The sequence below is a fragment of the Meiothermus sp. genome, assembly GCF_025056915.1.
Classification (GTDB): Bacteria; Deinococcota; Deinococci; order Deinococcales; family Thermaceae; genus Meiothermus.
Window position 1 is genome coordinate 24,096 of sequence record NZ_JANWVH010000020.1, and the last position, 13,403, is coordinate 37,498.

The following is a 13,403-nucleotide window of genomic DNA, read 5'->3' on the forward strand; positions in this document are numbered from 1 at the left end:
AATCCAGAAGCAGGTCGCCTGTCCTACAGGGCTGTCCGGGTAATCTGGGTCGCATTCTGTGGCCTTGCCTCAGAGTCGCAACAACGCCTTGATGCACAGAGCCAGTTCGTCGGGTCTCAAGTGAGTGACTGAGGTGCAGTACACAATCGTAAAGATACCCAGACACGCCCACGGACTCCAAAGAGAGATGGCCCTCAAGCGCCTCCCTACCGATAGGGGGCTAAGGCGAGGCCCTCAAACAGATTGCGTGAAGGGCCGTGTCGGCAACCCCACCTGGCCGACCCTACGAGGTTGGGAAGGAACCGAGCGTGTCCAGGCTAGGATTGACTTGATTCGCTCCCCGTGCGGGTGTGGTTGTACGGGCTTTTGTGCGACGCAGTAGTAGTTGAAAGCCCAACCTCGATGGAGCCACGTAGCCCTGCACCGCTTGCATCCCAAAGTGGTCTGGGTTGCGCTCAGCCAGAATGTTCTCGGCAAATCTCGTGGCTTTGCTCAAGACAATCCGACGGCAAAAAAGCCTGAAAGTTTACTGCGTGGGCCTGGCCCAAGAACAAAACCTGCTATACTCGGCAATGTTGTCGCGCTTTGGGCGCACAGGAGAGCAAATGGCAGGCAAGGTTGGGTTTGTGAGTCTGGGCTGTCCCAAGGCCCTGGTGGATTCGGAGCAGATACTCTCACGCCTGCGGGCCCAGGGGTACGAGACCGCCCCCACGTATCACGACGCCGATGTGGTGGTGGTGAATACCTGCGGCTTCATCACCCCGGCGGTGGAGGAGTCGCTCGCCGCCATTGGCGAGGCCCTCTCGGAGAACGGAAAGGTCATTGTGACCGGCTGCTTAGGAGCCCGCCCTGAGGTGATTCAAGAGGCGCATCCGCAGGTGCTGGAAGTCACCGGCCCCGGCGAAGTAGACCGGGTGCTGGCCGCCGTGCAGCGGGTGGCGCCGGTAGACCGAAACCCTTTTACGGCCCTGGTGCCGCCCCAGGTCAAGCTTACCCCCCGCCATTACGCCTACCTGAAAATTGCAGAGGGCTGCAACCACCGTTGTAGCTTCTGCATCATCCCCAAGCTGCGCGGCCTGCAACAAAGCCGCGATGCCGCCGAGATTCTCTACGAAGCAGCCCGGCTGGTCGGCAGCGGCACCAAAGAACTCCTGGTGATCGCCCAGGACACCTCGGCTTATGGGGTGGACCTTCAGCACCGAACCTCCGACTATGCTGGCAACCCGGTTCGGGCACACCTGGTGGACCTGGTCAACGAGCTGGCGAAGCTGGGGGCCTGGCTGCGGCTGCACTATGTGTATCCCTACCCGCACGTGCGCGAGCTGATTCCCCTGATGGCCGAAGGCAAGCTGCTGCCCTACTTGGACGTGCCGCTGCAGCACGCCTCGCCCAAAATCCTGCGGGCCATGCGCCGCCCTGGAGGGGCCGAGAGCCACCTCAAAACCATCCAGGAATGGCGCGCCATCGCCCCCGACTTAGCGATTCGCTCGAGCTTCATCGTGGGCTTTCCCGGTGAGACCGAGGCCGACTTTGAACTCTTGCTGGACTTCCTGGCCGAAGCCCGGCTCGACCGGGTGGGCTGCTTTACCTACTCTGAGGTGGAGGGGGCCGAGGCCAACGCCCTGCCGGGGGCGGTGCCCGAAGAGGTCAAGGAGGAACGCCGCAACCGGCTGATGGCCCTGCAACAGCAGATTAGCCTCGAGAAAAACCGGGCCAGGGTGGGCCAGACCCTGGAGGTCATCGTGGACGACTACGGCGAGCTGCCCGGCCAGGTGGTGGGGCGCACCCAATTCGACGCGCCCGGTATTGATGGGCTGGTGTACGTCGAGACCGACGGAACGGTCAAAATCGGCGACCTGATCCGGGTTCGCATCACCCAGGCCGAGGCCTACGACCTTTCGGGCGAGATGGTGGCACGGGTGCCCTGGAAACCCGGGGTTCCGGTGACGCACAACGTAGCCATAGAAACAATTCAGGTGTAAGCTGAACCCGGTCTGGCTTATGGAACCTTTTCAGGTCTTCCTGGACTTGAGCATTCGGCAATACCTGAAGACTGAGCCCTCTAAAAACCTTCCTCCCGAGGGCTTTCGGCTTCTGGCCTTTGGCATTCGGCATGTAGTAAAGCGGAGCCCGCTATGTACATCGTGATTGCCGGTGGCGGCGAAATCGGCTCGCAGATTGCCAAAGCCCTGCACACCCAGCACGACCTGGTGGTGGTGGACACCAACCCCGAGGCCAAAGAGCGCCTGGGGGGGCTCGATGTGCAGGTGGTGATTGGCAGCGTGACCGACCCCGAAACCCTGCGCGAAGCCAAGGTGGATTTGTGCGACACCTTCATTGCGACCACCAACTGGGACGAGGTCAACCTGATTGCCTGCATGCTGGCCAAGGGGCTGGGGGCCCGGGAAACCCTTTGCTTTGTGGGCAAGCAGTCTTATGTGGACATCCTGACCGACCCCCGCACGGTGGAAATCCTGGGCACCCGCATTGACCAGGTTTTCTGGCCCCAGCGCTCGCTGGCCAAGGAAATTGTCGAGGTGATTCGGATTCCGGGTGCAGTGGACACCGAGGTGCTGGCCGGAGGGCGGCTGCGTTTTGTGGAGTATCAGGTGCGGGAGGGCGGCCCCTACGTGGGGAAGGAGCTTGCACTGCTGGACTGGCCCAGCGGAACCTTTCTGGCAGGCATCCTTCGGGAAGGCAAATTTTTTGCCGCCACCGACCCCCGGTTCAAGGAGATGGCCCTCGAGCCCGAGGACCGCATCTTCTTCATGACCACCCCCCAGGGCTTCGATGCCATCCAGGCCTGTTTTGCCCCCCGCGAGCGGGTGCGGCGGGTGATGGTGGTGGGAGGTGGCAATGTGGGCTACATGGTGACCAAGGAGCTGCTCAAGCACCGCCTCGAGGTCACCATCATAGACCACAACCCCGACCGCTGCGCCTGGCTGGCCGAACACCTGCCGGGGGCGCTGGTGCTCGAGGGCGACGGCACCGACCTAGAGCTTCTGGAGTCGGAGGGCCTTGACCACGTGGACGTAATGGTCGCGGTCACCGAAAACGACGAGAAAAACCTGCTGGTCTCGCTCCTGGCCAAGCAGGTGGGGGTGGCCAAGGTGATTACCCGGGTCAACCGGGGCGAAAACCGCCGCCTGTTCGAGCATGTGGGCATTGACATCCCCCTCACCCCCCGCGCGGCTGCCGTGCGCGAGGTGGTGGACTGGATTGCCCCCGACAACGTGGACCACCTGGCCCTGATTGAAGACCAGATTGAGCTTTTAGAGTTCGAGGTTCCCTCCGACTTCCGCGAAACGCCTTTCGACAAGCTGGACCTGCCGCAGGGCGCGGTGGCGGTGGCCCTCGAGCGCGGCACCAAGGTGTACCTGCGCTCCCCCATGCTGGCCGTTACGGCGGGCGACAAGCTCCTGGTGCTCACCGAACGGCAGGTGGCCGATGAAGTCCTGGCCCAGGTTCGCTAAAGCAGTTCAGGCCAACCCCATCCCGGTGGCCACCTACATGACCGGCAGCGTGTATGTGGCCCTGGGCGCGGTGATGGGGGTGCTGGGGCTGGCCGATGCCCTTTTGGGGGAGGATGCCCTGGGCTTTTTGGTGGGCGCGGCCATCGGGCTTTCTCTGGGCCTGGTGCTCCGGCAACTCGGCAGCCCCCAGGCCGAGCCGCGCCGGGCCGAAGCCCTGCTGACCGTAGCCGGGCTCTGGATTCTGGTGCCCGTGCTGGGGGCCATCCCCTACTGGATTTCCGGAGGGCTCAGCTACCTGGACGCGCTCTTCGAGGCCACCTCGGGCTTCAGCACCACCGGGGCCACCATCCTGGCCGACTTTTCGCAGCTCAGCTACGGGCTTTTCTTCTGGCGCAGCCTAAGCCAGTGGTTTGGCGGAATGGGCATCCTGCTCCTCTTCATCGTGGTCTTGCCGCACCTGGCCCTGGCCGGACGGCAGATGTTCTTTGCCGAGACCACCGGCGTTCAAAAACAGCAGCTCACCCCCAAGCTGCGCCAGACCGCCCACTCCATCCTGCGGGTTTACCTGCTCCTGACCCTGCTGACCCTGACCGCTTACCTGCTGACCGGCGTGCCGGTGTTCGAGGCCATCACCAACACTTTCTCGAGCGTCTCCGCGGGCGGTTTCAGCCCCAACCCCCAGAGCTTCGCGGCCTACGCGCCCCTCACCCAATGGATTGCGGCGGTGGTCATGTTCCTCACCGGGGTCAACCTGCTGCTCCAGTACCGGGCCATTTTTGGCCGCGAGTACACCGCGCCCCTGCGCGACCCCGAGTTTCGCGCCTATGCCCTGATTGTGCTCGGGGTGGCCCTGGTCATGGCGGGGGTGCTGTACTTTCGTCACGATTACACCCTGGAGCCGGCCCTGCGCCACGCGTTTTTTCAAACCGCCTCCATCATCACCGGCACCGGCTTTGCCTCGGCGGACTTTGCGCAGTGGGTGGTGCCAGCCCAGACCCTCCTGGTCATGCTGATGTTCGTCGGGGGGAGCGCCGGCAGCGTGGGCGGCAGTATCAAGGTGATTCGCTGGCTGGTGATTGGCTCCCTGGTGCGGCGGGAGCTGCAACGGGCGTTGCATCCCCAGGCGGTGCTGCCATTGCGGGTCGGCAACAAAAACATTGGCGAGGACGTGCTGCGGGCGGTTTCGGCCTTCATCACCCTGTACGTGGGCCTGTTTGCCCTGGGCGCACTGGTGATGGGGGTGCTCGAGGAGGATTTTGTGGTCGCCTTCACCGCTTCGGCGGCAGCCATCGGCAACGTGGGGCCGGGGCTGGGCGAGGTGGGGCCCATGGCCCACTACGGCGACCTGCACCCCATCTCCAAAGCCGTGATGATTTTTCAAATGTGGGCGGGGCGCATCGAGCTGATTGCGGTGCTCTCGCTCTTCACCCCCGAGCTCTGGCGTCGGCTGCGGGCCTGAGACCTCCATGAACTTCCACCGAGCAGCGCCCAAGAATCCGCAGGCTCATCCCTACGCTGAAGCAACCGCCCATGGGACGCCCCGCCATGCACAGAAGTTTCCGCCTTTTCCGGAGCGCTTCGCTGCCAAAATCAACCCACAGCAACGAACCATGCGCCTCGTCTCCCCTGCCATGACCGCTCACCCCAGCAAGCATAAGTCGTCCGGCATCGCCCAGACTGCCTGGGTGAAGATGTATGGCAACCGCTTGGGGCCAAAAAACGTTGCGGGCAGGTTTTCATGAAAAAAACCAGACCCTGGCTGCTGGAAAACCTGCGCTTTGCCTACTACTTCCTGGGCGTGGTGTACCTGGCCTTGGGCCTGGTGATGCTGGGGCTGGAGGCCCTCTCGCTGGTACTGCGGGAGTCGCCCTGGGGTTTCCTGACCGGTGCGGTGGTGGGCCTGGGGCTTGGCGGGTGGTTTCGCAAACTGGGCGACCCCAAACACGAGCCGGGCCGGGCTGAAGCACTCCTCTCGATTGCCCTCATCTGGCTCTTGGTGCCTGCCTTGGGGGCCATTCCATTCTGGATTTCCGGCGGAATGTCTTACCTGGACGCGCTTTTTGAGGCCATGTCGGGCTTTACCACCACCGGGGCCACCGTCCTGGCCGACTTTTCTCGGTTTGGCTACAGCCTGTTCTTCTGGCGCAGCCTGATGCAGTGGTTCGGCGGGGTGGGATTCCTGGTGCTGGTTGCGGCCCTGCTCGCGCACCTGGCCGTCGCGGGCCGCCAGCTCTTCATCACCGAGAGCACCGGCATTCAAAAGGAGCCTTTCACCCCCCGGCTGCGCACCGCTGCCCAGAGCATCCTCAAGGTATACAGCGCCCTCACTGTGGCCGCCGCGATATGTTACTGGGTTGCCGGAGTTCCGGCCTTTGAAGCGGTCTGCAACGCCCTGACCACCCTGCCCGCCGCCGGGTTTAGCCCCAACCCCCGCAGCTTTGAGCAGTACAGTCCGCTGGCCCAGTGGTTCGGCACTTTGTTCATGTTCCTGGCCGGGGCGGGGTTTGTCTTGCAGTTTCGGCTGTTTTTTTCGCGCGACCCCCGCCCGCTCCTGCAGGATGTGGAGCTGCGGGTCTATACCCTCATTGTGCTGGTGTTCAGTCTGTCGCTGGCAGCTTTCTTGATGACCCACCACACCAGGGACATGAACTATAGCTGGAGCGACGCCCTGCGCCATGCCTTCTTCAACGTGACCTCCATCATCACCACCACCGGTTATGCCAGCGCCGACTTTGCCCTGTGGGTTCCGGCAGCCCAGGCCATTCTGGTTGCGGCGATGTTTGTGGGGGGATGTGCAGGCTCGGGTGCGGGCGGTATCAAGGTCATTCGGCTGCTGGTGGTGGGGGCCATTGTGCGGCGAGAGCTCATTCGCTCGCTCCACCCCCAGGCCATCATCACCCTGCGGCTGGGCAGCAAGTCCCTGGGGGAGGAGGTGATGCGCTCGGTGGCGGCCTTCATTACCCTGTATGTAGCCCTGGTGGCCGCCGGAGCGGTGCTAATCTCGCTTCTGGAAAACAACTTTGTGGTGGGTTTTACCGCCAGCGCTCAAGCGGTAGGCAACATTGGGCCTGGCCTGGGCGAGGTGGGGCCCATGGGGGGGTTCGCCGGGCTCGAGCCTCTCTCCAAGACCATCCTGATTTTTCAGATGTGGGCCGGACGGATTGAGCTAATCCCGGTGTTTTTGTTGTTTACTCCGGAGCTGTGGAAAAAGCTACGAGGCTAAAGAGGTCAAGGGTCGAGGGCCGTGTGGGTACTAATGGCGTGGCTTTCGTCGTTCAGCATTTGGATGATTATCTTTTTGAATCCGGTATAAACTGAAGTAGATGTCCAAGCCACCTCTCCCTGAATCGTTTCGCCTCGACCACCAAAAGGTTCAAGCGCCCTATGTGCGGCTGGCCGGCGTGAAGGAAACCCCCAGGGGCGACCGGATTGAGAAGTACGACCTGCGGCTGGCACAGCCCAACCGGGAGGCCCTCGACACCGGCGCGGTGCACACCCTCGAGCACCTCCTGGCCACCTACATCCGCAGCCACCTCGAGGGCGTGGTTGACCTCTCGCCCATGGGCTGCCGCACCGGGTTTTACCTGGTGGTGCTGGGCGAGCCTGGCCCCCAGAAGGTACTGGAGGCTTTCCGGGCAACGCTAAAAGACGTGGTCAGCCATACCGAACCCGTACCGGGGGTGAGCGAACTCGAGTGCGGCAACTACCGCGACCACGACCCCGAGGGTGCTCGAGCCTGGGCCCGGCGGGTGCTGGAAACGGGCTTGCACATCCAGGAAACCATCGAGATCGCCGACTAGCACCGGCCCCGCCCGGTTTACGCCACCCGTGAATGGGGCGTGTCCCGCCATCTGGGTGCTGGATGTTGGCTGGGGTGAATGCTAGGCTAACTCAATATGCCCATGGTTGCCCTTTTTGCTGCCGAAGGAGCCGAAGCCCAGGCGGTGCGCCGAAAACTCAGCCTGCAAGAGGACGTGGATGGCCCCTGGAACATTCACCAGGGGGAGCTCGGGCGCTATCCGGTGGTGCTCATCGAAACCGGGGTGGGCAAAGCCGCCGCCGCCGCAGCGGTGGCCTATGCCAAGGTTCGCTTCAATCCCACCCAGTCGTTCTGGGTGGGCGTGGCCGGAGCCCTGAACCCCGACCTCAAAACCCTCGACCTGATCCTGGCCCAGGATGCCGTGCAGTACGACGTGGACATCACCGCGTTTGGTCGTGCGCCGGGCGAGCTGGCAACCGGCGAGCGCTTTATTCCCGCCGATGCCGGGCTCACCTCGAGGGTGCTGCGCACGGCCCTGAACATGGGCCTGCCCATCTACCTGGGGCGCATTGCCAGCGCAGATCGCTTTCTGGCCCACCGCCACCAGGCCGAAGAGGTGCGCCGGGTATTCGCCGCCGACGCCGTTGAAATGGAAGGTGCCGCCGCCCTTTGGACTGCCAAACGCATGGGCCTGCCAATGGCCCTGCTGCGGGCCATCACCGACCAGGCCGGCAGCGAAGCACCCCTCGCCTTCGAGGCTTTTTTGGAGAGCGCCTCGGAGCGTCTGGCCGCTCTGATTGGCCAGGTCTTGAGTACCTGACCAAAAATTTGTGCACCAACAAAGGCTTCCCTTGGCCAGTCACAAGTTGCCCTAGTGCGCCTCCCTTGAGCAAGATGCTTGTGAGGCGCTTTTTCGCCGCAGTCGTCCCCTGCCCAAAGGCCGCAGCCGGAAGACGCCGTGATGCGGGCCGGGGTGCCTGGGTATACTGAAGCATCAAGGTCTGTTGGATGGGCATGTGCGGGAACTCGAGGAGGAGGAAGCATGGGGGCAGCATCCGTAACCGAGCAGCGGCTGGGGTCTGAGCTGGTGGAGGCTTCGGAGCACATCAACGGCGGACACGTCAAACTCTTTTGCGGCAATGCCAACCGCCCCCTGGCCGAGGCCGTCGCCCGGGCGCTGGGAATCCAGCTCGGCCAGGCTACCGTGGAGCGCTTTCCCGACGGCGAGGTGCGGGTGCGCCTTTTGGAGAGCATCCGGGGCGACGATGTCTACCTGCTTCAGCCCACCGCCCCCCCGGTCAACGACAACCTGATGGAGCTACTGGTGCTGGCCGACGCGGTGCGCCGCAGCAGCGCCGGGCGCATCAATGCGGTGATTCCCTACTTTGGCTACGCCCGCCAGGACAAGCAAACCCAGGGCCGTGAGCCCATCACCGCGCGGCTGGTGGCCGGCTTGCTGGAACATGTGGGCATCCACCGGCTCATCACCGTAGACCTGCACGCCCCCCAGATTCAGGGGTTTTTTTATCAGCCGGTGGACGAGCTTTCGGCGGTGCGGCTGTTTGCCGAGTACCTCGAAAGCCAGCGCCTGACCGAAAACGCGGTGGTGGTCTCGCCCGACTCGGGCCGGGCCGAGCAGGCCCGCCGGCTTTCCGAGCGGCTCAACCTGCCCTTAGCCATCCTGGCCAAACGCCGCACCGGCCCCCGCGAGACCCAGGTCAGCTACGTGATTGGGGACGTGGCGGGCAAGCGCCCCCTCATCATTGACGACATAATCTCGACCGGCGGCACCATCCGGCGCGGGGTGGAGGCTTTGGTGGCCGCCGGGGCCGCACCGGAGGTGGTGGTGATGGCCTCCCACGCGGTGCTGGTGGGCAACGCCCGCGAGAACCTGGCCCACCCGGCCATCCGCGAGGTGGTCTTTACCGATACCATCGCACTTAACCCGGCGCTGGGCTACACCATTCTGCCCACCGCCCCCCTGCTGGCCCAGGCCATCCGGCGGGTGCACACCAACCAGTCGGTGAGCGTGCTGATTTAGGGCCCGCCGCTCATATCCAGCATGCCCTGGCCCCGGGCTTCCGGGGGCGCTCCTGCCGGGAGGCCCGGGTTGGTCAGGTTGGCCAGCAGGGTAAGCTCGAGGGCCTCCGGCGTGAGGGGGGTGAAGGCGCTGGCCTGGCGCACAACCGCTGCGGCTCCGGCCACCAGGGGGGCCGCAAACGAGGTGCCGGTGAACTCGGCCTCGAGGCCCCCCGGACGCAGGCTCCGCACCCGCTCGCCGGGGGCCACCAGGTCTACATAGTCGCCCTGGTTGCTGAAGCCGCTCACCCGAAACTCGGTTCCATACAGCCCCACCGCCCCCACGCTCAAAAGGCCCTTCAACAGGGTCATGCGGCGGGCGGGGTCACGGCTTGCCGAGAGCCCCCGCAGGCCCCCGAAGGAGGCCGGGAAGTGGTGCAGGGTGCCCTTTTTGCTGCTGCGGATGGCCCACTGGTTGCCGGCCGCGGCCACCACCGGAATCCCCCCCACCCCGCGCTTCATCAGGGCGTCCTTGAGCAGGATGTACACGATCTCGCTGGGGGTGTCGCTGCCCAGGCTCAGGTTCAGCACCAGCTTTTGGTTCTTGTTCTGCTCGGCGTAGGCGATGGCATAGCAGATGCCCCGGATGACCGCAGCCAGGGGGCATTTGCCGTTTTTATCGCAGCTCTTGACGGGCAGAATCCCGGCAGCGGGCGCGACCCCATAGGCAGCCCCGGCGGCCAGCACGGCCACGGCGGTGCCGTGGCCCTGGCCATCTCTGTACTCGTCGAGGTTGGGGTTGGGGGCCTCGAGGTTGGTGAAGTCGGCCCCCGGGCGCAGGTTGAGGCTGGTCAGGCTGGCCACCCCGGTGTCCACCACAGCGATGGTGGTGCCCGCACCGGTAAAGTTGCTGGCGGGGTTGCGCTGGATGGCCTGCCGGGCGTTGATGGGGCTGCTGTTCGGGCTGGGGGGCAGGTCGGAGCCGGTGTCGTAGCCGGTCAGGGGGTCTATGCCCAGAATGCCGTCCAGGTCCACCACCTGGCTTCCCGCCGCGGCCTCGAGCCGCTCCAGCAGGGCCCCCACGGCCAGCGGCGGGCCGGAGGCCTGGCCCACCTGGGCCAGCCGCCCCGCGCAGGGCCCGGAAGCGGCGCCCAGAGGCACCGAGGGTTCTCCCCTGGTGTTGGGTACCAGGCGCAGCCCGGCCCCGGCCAGCTGCTGGGCAAAAGCGCTGTCGCTGACCCCCGGCTTCAGCACCACCAGGGCCCCCGCGCCTACGCTCTCGCCCAGCACCGTAAGGCTGCCCGTGGCCCGGTTGGCCCCGTCGGCGATGTCGAGCGCCTGGGGGCCGCCCCAGACGCTGCTGGGCACCTTGAAGATGACCGCGCTGCCGGCCCCTTCCGGCTCAGTTCGCAAACCCGCTATGGCCTCCCCCGCCAGGCGCAGACTCAGGCTCGAGCCCGCCCGCCAGGGCAGGCTCACGCGCACCTCCTCCTCCCAGGCCGCCCGCCTTGGGGCGGGGTAGACCTCCGCCGTGATGGGGCTCGTCCCACCCCCGCGCAGCAGGTCGCAGCCCACCAGACTCACCGCCAGCACCAGCATCCATCGCATCTCGAACCTCCAGATAAAGGGTCTCCTCGAGCCAGTACGCGCTTCTGGGCATGGCGGCATCCTGCCCCAGCTACCCTGAACGCTCCATGAACGCCTGGAGCTGCGCCCGCTGCTGCGCGGCCAGGTCGAAGTACCCGGCGTTTTCCGAGACTGCGATGGCCTCCTGCCAGACCTCGAGGTCGCCCATCAGCTCGGCCAGGTTGGAAAGGGCCAGGGCCAGCACGTAGGCCTCGCCCGCCTCCCGCGCGGCTTCGATGGCCTTGAGGTAGTAGGCGCGGGCCTCCGCCGGGCGGTTCTGGATGTGCCAGAGAGCCCCTGCGTTGTTCTGGGCCAGCGCCGCTTTCTTGAGGTTGCCGATCTCCAGGGCCAGTTGCTCGGCTTCGCGGTAGCTTTGCAGCGCAGCCTCGAATCGCTGCTGCCGCTCCAGCTCCTTCCCCAGGTTGATGAGGGCCTGGGCCCGCAGGCTTGGGTTGTCTTGGGCCGCCTCCAGCAGCTCCTGGAAGACCTGGGCCACCTCCTCGCCCATGCGGGCGCGGGCAATGGCGGCATTGTTGAGGGCATCCAGGCGCCGGTTTTCGTCGCCCAGGCCCAGCCACAAGGCCGCAGCCCGCCGGAAAGCGGCGGCGGCTTCGGTAAACTGGCCCTTAGCCAGAAAAATCAGGCCCAGGGTGTTCTGGGCCTCGGCCCGGGCCTCCATCCCGCCCGCGAGGGCCTGCTCCGCCGCCTGCCGGGCCTCCTCGGCGCGGCCCAGGCGGTGAAAGAGGGTGGCCCTGAGGGCCTGGTGCTCGGGCGCATCGGGCAGCAAGCGCATTGTCTGCAGGGCCTCCTTGTAGAGCCCGGCCCGCTCATAAGCCCTGGCCTGGAGCAGAGCCACTTCGGGATGGTTGGGGGCCTCGGCCAGCACTTCGGCGGCCCGTTTGGGAAAACCGCGCCGGATAAGCTCGGCGGCCCAGGCCAGGTAGGCCTGCACCACCCGGGGCCGGTCGGCCTCCTCGAGGAGGGCCCGGGCCCGCCGGTAGAGGGGCAGGGCCTGCTGGGGCTTGAGCTGGCGGGCCAGCCTCAGGCTGAGCCGGGCCTCCAGGGCGGGGTGCTCGGCCACGTAGCGCAAAGCCGCCTCGCGCCCATAGACCCGGCCTTGCAAATCCACCAGGCCCGCCGAGAGCAGCTCGTCTACGGCCTCGGCCATCTGGGCCGCATCCAGGCCCACCGCCTCGCGGGCCAGGAGGAGGTCGGGGCTTTCCAGCAGGGCCAGGGCCATGTAGACCTGGCGGGCCTCCTCGCTCAAGGCCAGCAGGCGGGCCTCGAGGGCCCCTTCCAGAGGCTCCCCCCGGAGCCAGGCCGCCACCAGCGCGGGCAGGCCCCCGGTGGCCTCGAAGGCCCCCGGAAAGGCTTGGAGCGCCTCCTCGCGCAGGGGTTCCAGCTCCAAAAGCCCGTCCACCGCAAAAGGCGGCTCGCCCTGCCCGGCCACAATGGCCCGCCCCCGGGGCCGCAGGCCCCGCAGCCGGACAAGAAGCCGCCGGCTCTCGGGGTCCATCTCCTCCCAGCCGTCCAGCAGGAGGCTCTCCCCCAAGGCGGCCAGGCGGCGCAGAAGAACCTCCTCGCCCCCCTGCACCGACTCCAGCAGGGGCTCCAGGGTGGCGTAGGGCAGCCCGGAGCGGGCGGGCAGGTAGACCCAGCCGGTGCGGGCCTCGAGCTCGCGCAACAGCGCGGTCTTGCCCAGCCCCACCCCGCCTTTCAGCCAGAACCACTCCCCCTCCCCCACGGCCATCAGCCGCCTGAGCTCGCGTTCCCGCCCCACCAGGCCCGGCCCGGTCGGGCTTCGCGGGGTGAGGAGGGTTCGGCTCAGGCGGATGCCCAGCTCCCGCGCCTCGCGCTCGAGCTGCTCGGCCAGCGGGTGCGCGGCCAGCAGCAAGAACCGGTGCAGCCGGGGCAGGTCTTCGGGCTCCAACGGCGGGGCCCCCGCCACCCGGTAGGCCCGCTCGGCCCAACCGGCGGCCTCGGCAAAGCGGGCCTTGGCGGCGGCCTGCTCGGCGAGCACCAGATGGGCCCGGCGCACCTCCCCCGCCAGCCGCTCGCGCACCTCCAGGAGCCACTCCTCGAGCTCCGCCCCCAAGCTTTCCTTCAGCCCCTCGGCAAAAGGCCCCCGATAAAGCCGCACCCCTTCTTCCCAGCGCCCCGCCCGCAGGGCATCCTGCAAGGCCAGGGCGTCGCAGTCCAGGTCTACCCAGGCCCGGCTCTCATCGTTGTAGGCCACCCCCAGCTTGCGCAGCTTGGCCAGGGCCACCGCCAGCGAGTTCATGGGATCGGCGGCCTCGGGCCAGAACAGTTCGGCCAGAAAGCGCCGGGGCCTAGGGCCTTCCAGGGCCAAGTAGGCCAGCAGCAGCAAGGGCTTTTCCCGGCTGAAGCCGCTCCCCTCCAGCCGCAGGCCCCCCAGCGTGTGGAGCATGCCTCCAGTTTACCGAGGTCAACCGGTGTTCATGGAGCGTTAAGGCCTGTTTCGTTAACTTCCGGGCGTGCTCGAGTGTGGCACACTACAAGCAAGG

General features: G+C 66.1%; 9 protein-coding genes. 7 read left to right on the top strand and 2 right to left on the bottom strand.

The features are described 5' to 3' along the window. Positions 1-605 precede the first annotated feature (605 nt). From rimO to NZN28_RS05180, 7 genes are all read left to right on the top strand, one after another. Positions 606-1,982 (top strand): 30S ribosomal protein S12 methylthiotransferase RimO, encoded by a 1,377-nt coding sequence (rimO, locus tag NZN28_RS05150; protein ID WP_295395779.1) that lies wholly within the window; start codon positions 606-608, stop codon positions 1,980-1,982. A 153-nt stretch (positions 1,983-2,135) separates the two neighbouring features. Continuing rightward, the gene (gene trkA / locus NZN28_RS05155) at positions 2,136-3,473 is read left to right on the top strand and encodes a Trk system potassium transporter TrkA (protein WP_295395782.1); all 1,338 of its coding nucleotides are present in this window, start codon (positions 2,136-2,138) and stop codon (positions 3,471-3,473) included. Between the two features lie 73 nt (positions 3,474-3,546). Further along, positions 3,547-4,932 (top strand): TrkH family potassium uptake protein, encoded by a 1,386-nt coding sequence (locus tag NZN28_RS05160; RefSeq protein ID WP_295395794.1) that lies wholly within the window; start codon positions 3,547-3,549, stop codon positions 4,930-4,932. 279 nt (positions 4,933-5,211) lie between these two features. Beyond that, on the top strand, positions 5,212-6,696 hold the full coding sequence (locus tag NZN28_RS05165) for a TrkH family potassium uptake protein (protein WP_295395784.1): 1,485 nt from the start codon (positions 5,212-5,214) through the stop codon (positions 6,694-6,696). A gap of 100 nt (positions 6,697-6,796) precedes the next feature. Beyond that, entirely contained in the window at positions 6,797-7,273 is a 477-nt protein-coding gene (locus NZN28_RS05170; protein WP_295395787.1) for an S-ribosylhomocysteine lyase, read from the top strand. 102 nt (positions 7,274-7,375) lie between these two features. After that, a complete protein-coding gene (gene mtnN / locus NZN28_RS05175) occupies positions 7,376-8,053 on the top strand; it encodes a 5'-methylthioadenosine/S-adenosylhomocysteine nucleosidase (protein WP_295395795.1) in 678 nt (225 codons plus the stop codon). A 222-nt stretch (positions 8,054-8,275) separates the two neighbouring features. Beyond that, positions 8,276-9,274, top strand: coding sequence for a ribose-phosphate pyrophosphokinase (locus NZN28_RS05180; protein WP_295395789.1), 999 nt, complete (start codon positions 8,276-8,278; stop codon positions 9,272-9,274). On the opposite strand, the gene NZN28_RS05185 is transcribed toward NZN28_RS05180, so the two are convergent. Together NZN28_RS05185 and NZN28_RS05190 are read right to left on the bottom strand one after the other, a co-directional pair. Further along, complete coding sequence (locus NZN28_RS05185; RefSeq protein WP_295395791.1) at positions 9,271-10,860, bottom strand: S8 family serine peptidase; 1,590 nt, start codon at positions 10,858-10,860, stop codon at positions 9,271-9,273. The genes NZN28_RS05180 and NZN28_RS05185 overlap by 4 nt on opposite strands. A 70-nt stretch (positions 10,861-10,930) precedes the next feature. Continuing rightward, a complete protein-coding gene (locus NZN28_RS05190; RefSeq protein WP_295395793.1) occupies positions 10,931-13,306 on the bottom strand; it encodes an SARP family transcriptional regulator in 2,376 nt (791 codons plus the stop codon). Positions 13,307-13,403 lie beyond the last annotated feature (97 nt).

Bases quoted from the DNA above. Each gene is read 5' to 3' on its own strand.
- NZN28_RS05190 (WP_295395793.1), bottom strand. From the start codon at position 13,306: ATGCTCCACACGCTGGGGGGCCTGCGGCTGGAGGGGAGCGGCTTCAGC.
- rimO (WP_295395779.1), top strand. From the start codon at position 606: ATGGCAGGCAAGGTTGGGTTTGTGAGTCTGGGCTGTCCCAAGGCCCTG.
- NZN28_RS05160 (WP_295395794.1), top strand. From the start codon at position 3,547: ATGGGGGTGCTGGGGCTGGCCGATGCCCTTTTGGGGGAGGATGCCCTG.
- NZN28_RS05180 (WP_295395789.1), top strand. From the start codon at position 8,276: ATGGGGGCAGCATCCGTAACCGAGCAGCGGCTGGGGTCTGAGCTGGTG.
- NZN28_RS05170 (WP_295395787.1), top strand. From the start codon at position 6,797: ATGTCCAAGCCACCTCTCCCTGAATCGTTTCGCCTCGACCACCAAAAG.
- NZN28_RS05165 (WP_295395784.1), top strand. From the start codon at position 5,212: ATGAAAAAAACCAGACCCTGGCTGCTGGAAAACCTGCGCTTTGCCTAC.
- mtnN (WP_295395795.1), top strand. From the start codon at position 7,376: ATGGTTGCCCTTTTTGCTGCCGAAGGAGCCGAAGCCCAGGCGGTGCGC.
- NZN28_RS05185 (WP_295395791.1), bottom strand. From the start codon at position 10,860: ATGCGATGGATGCTGGTGCTGGCGGTGAGTCTGGTGGGCTGCGACCTG.
- trkA (WP_295395782.1), top strand. From the start codon at position 2,136: ATGTACATCGTGATTGCCGGTGGCGGCGAAATCGGCTCGCAGATTGCC.